We start from the raw sequence: 1942 nt of genomic DNA on the forward strand, positions 1-1942 counted from the left end.
GGATGGTCGCCATTAAACAGCCGCTTTCTCATCTCCAAGGCTTGGGTGTAGAGGGGTTCGGCTTCGCTGTACCGCCCTTGGCTATCGTAGAGTCCTGCTAAATTGTTCAAGCTAGTAGCGACATCAGGATGGTCGCCATCAAACAGAGCTTGGCAAACATTTAAGCATTGTTCATTCCAAGATTCTGCTAATTTATATAATCCTTGTCCTTCGTAAAATCTTCCTATCCCCACAAATACCCAAATTACTTGATCGTTGGGGACTGATGCTATGGAAATTATCTGTGTCTCTTTTGCTTGTATCTCTAAAATTAAACGGTTTCCCAGGTCTTCGAGATGGGGAACGACATCTTTGATGCTTTTAATCTGCTCAGAAGTTGGTGATTGGGGAATGCTTTGGGCAACAGTTATTATGGCAGTGGTAAAAGTTGTTTCTAAAACTGATTTGGTTTCGCCAGAGACCGTTAACTGCTCTTGCAAAAACCACCGCACTAAGGCATGAATTTTATAACACCCTTCTCTTTCTTCCACCTGTTGCAGCAAGTTTCGCCCGTAGAGTTGCTGTTTAGCTGCGTTTAATTCATTTTTTGACCACGTTAGCTGTCTTTGTTCCTGATTTTCTGCTTCCTCTCCACCTACCGCCACCCAAACAACCAATTCCCAAAAAATCAGTGCAGGAGAAAATAAACTCAACAATTTTCCTAGTTGTTGCGCCAGTGGGTTGAGTTCTTCCCAAGTTAAGGTAAAGGCGGCTTTGACTCCCAGTTGAGTTGAGTTGAGAGTTTCCCGGTTTTGTAAAGCTGCTTCTGCTAATTTACGTTGTTGCAATTGCCCAAACATAATATCTAAAGATATTTGTGGGTCGCGTACCAAATAACCCCCAACTAAATCTATCCCCAAGGGCAAATATTCCAGACATTCACATATTTTTGTTGCGGCTTGTGGTTGGTTTTCAACTCGCCTATCTTCGTCCCCCAATAATCGTTTTAACAGTTCTAAGGCTTTACCTGGTTCTTTTTGGGGCGAGAGAACATCTAAGGGAATCTCTTGAATAAAATTTGGGTCTAAATGCCGCAGTCGAGTAGTAACTAAAACTCGGAAGCGGTGGTCATTGGGTACGACTTCGCCGAGGTTGACTAGGTCGGTCACGTCATCAAAGACGATTAAAATAGGCAAGGCGGAGTTAGGATATTTAGACCAACACCAGGCGACTTGTTCTTTAAGGCTTAAAAGTCTTCCTCCTAATTCTTGGGGAATCTCAAAACCAAACTGCAACTGAAAAAACTCTAAAACTTCGGCGGCGAGATTGGTTTCTCTATCGTTAAACCAGGCAATTCCGTCATAATCTTGTTGATATCGTCTCGCGTATTGGGTGGCTAATTCAGTTTTGCCCACGCCACCCATTCCCGCTATTGCTACATAGTCTCCGCGTTGCAAGTCTTCATGCAACATTGTCAGTTCTATTTCTCGCCCGACGAAATGAACAGAACCGCGATAAGGAATATATTTTGTGGGAATTAGCTGTTTTTGCCCTTCAATAATTTGAGTGGCAATGTTAACTTGAGCGCCAGAGGCAGCAAAAGCACCTATTTTATCGGCAAACTTACCAGAGTCTTCAGGCATACATAGTTGAGTGGTAACAACCGCCTCAGAATAAATTCTAAGGCTTACAGCTAAAGTCTTCTAAAAGGATGTTTGAAAAGTCCTTGGTGATGTATCAAATACTTTTAGATCCCCCTAAATCCCCCTTAAAAAGGGGGACTTTGATTCCGTTTCCCCCCTTTTGAAGCTACGGTGTACACACATCTCTGTACAAAACCAAAATCGTTGTAAATCTTCCTAAATTCCCCTTAAAAGGGGGACTTTGAGAGGTTTTTGCCCCCCTTTTGAAGGGGGGTTGGGGGGATCAAAAGCCTGTGGGGCAACTCTAAAAGACTTGTGTG

1 protein-coding gene is annotated in these 1942 nt (G+C 43.2%); it reads right to left on the reverse strand.

The window, feature by feature from the left end:
- On the reverse strand, positions 1-1622 hold a 1622-nt coding region (locus HCR01_RS37685; protein ID WP_193200975.1), incomplete at its 3' end, for a tetratricopeptide repeat protein.
- Between the last annotated feature and the right edge of the window lie 320 nt (positions 1623-1942).

It is taken from the genome of Nostoc sp. MG11 (genome assembly GCF_014904695.1).
In the GTDB taxonomy this organism is placed as follows: domain Bacteria; phylum Cyanobacteriota; class Cyanobacteriia; order Cyanobacteriales; family Nostocaceae; genus Komarekiella.